This window comes from Dissulfurirhabdus thermomarina (assembly GCF_012979235.1).
GTDB lineage: Bacteria > Desulfobacterota > Dissulfuribacteria > Dissulfuribacterales > Dissulfurirhabdaceae > Dissulfurirhabdus > Dissulfurirhabdus thermomarina.
Map to the genome: position 1 here is coordinate 1 of NZ_JAATWC010000020.1, position 1,215 is coordinate 1,215.

2 protein-coding genes are annotated in these 1,215 nt (G+C 48.4%); both read right to left on the reverse strand.

The features are described from left to right. Positions 1-112: 112 nt before the first annotated feature. Entirely contained in the window at positions 113-694 is a 582-nt protein-coding gene (locus HCU62_RS11540) for a hypothetical protein (protein ID WP_169755668.1), read from the reverse strand. After that, a partial coding sequence (locus HCU62_RS12940) for an RHS repeat-associated core domain-containing protein (RefSeq protein WP_169755670.1) occupies positions 621-1,215 on the reverse strand: 595 nt, incomplete at its 5' end. The genes HCU62_RS11540 and HCU62_RS12940, both read right to left, overlap by 74 nt.

Genomic DNA, 1,215 nt, shown 5'->3' on the forward strand with positions numbered 1-1,215 from the left:
AGCGCCAGCGGCGTCCCGAGACCGTCCAGGTGGTAGAAATACGCCCGGCCCCCCTGCTCCAGGGCCAGGGGCTCAAAGCTCCCCGGAACGTGAGAATACCACATTTCCAGAGTCAACCTTCCAAAGATTTCTTCATGCTCTTAAACCGCCACTTCATATATCTTGCATAAATACCATCAGAAAATTTTATTTCATTTCCAGGTATGATAGCGGCAAAATAGGGCATGTATTCATTAAATATAGTGAACCTATATACAGAATAAATTGCAGCAAAATGCCTATCAAACAAAAAAACGACATTTTCAATTGGAGCTTCAATTGCTCCACTATTGAAGCATCTATAAAATTTAATAACTCTTGAACTCAAATCATATTCAACTTTATAACAAAGATTGCGGCACAAAAGCCTTGCAGCTAATGCAATTGCATAGTTATATGTGCTGAAGACAATGAAAACCTTCAGGAAACGATCCGAACAACTAACTGTAGGAACAATAGCAAAAAAGACCAAAATTGAGGCAGTCCAAAAGGGATGGTTCAAAACCCAATTGGCCAATACAGACTTTTCTCCAAAAACAAAAACATTCGGGTTGTTTTCAGACTGAAATCTTTTCAGTTTTTTAATCGGAACAACCATGAGGGCCCCAAGCTGCTTTCCCGGCTGCGAAAACTGTTTCTGCCATGATACTTCCACTTGCCCCCATAATCCCCATGCCGATCTCGGAACCTTCTGTTGCCAATGCAGCCAACCCTACCCCAGGCGCCACTATGCTACCTGTTATCGCACCCGTAATCGCCCCTTGCAAAATGGATCTGATGGAAAATTCTCCTGTAAGGGCGTTGACCACAAGAGCGCCTGTGGCCCCTCCTATGCTCCCCCCTACGATAGAACCAGCCATTGCTCCAACCGCGTGGCTAGCTGGAATGCCCAAAATATCAGGCAAAGCAGCACCAACAGCTGCACCTGCAACACCTCCAGCCAAACCTCCCCAAAAAGCCTCCTGCAAAGAGCTGCCTGAAATCAATGCCGCATTGAATCCACCGACGGCCCCAGCAGCAGCTCCCAAAACTAATCCGACAGCCCACAACCCCTCCGGATCCACCCAATTCACCGGGTTCCCGTTCACATACGCATACCGATTGATCCCCCCGGCCAGCCCCACCGGATCCGGGGTCAGGTACCGCCCCGTCGCCGGGTCGTAGTACCGGTGCCAG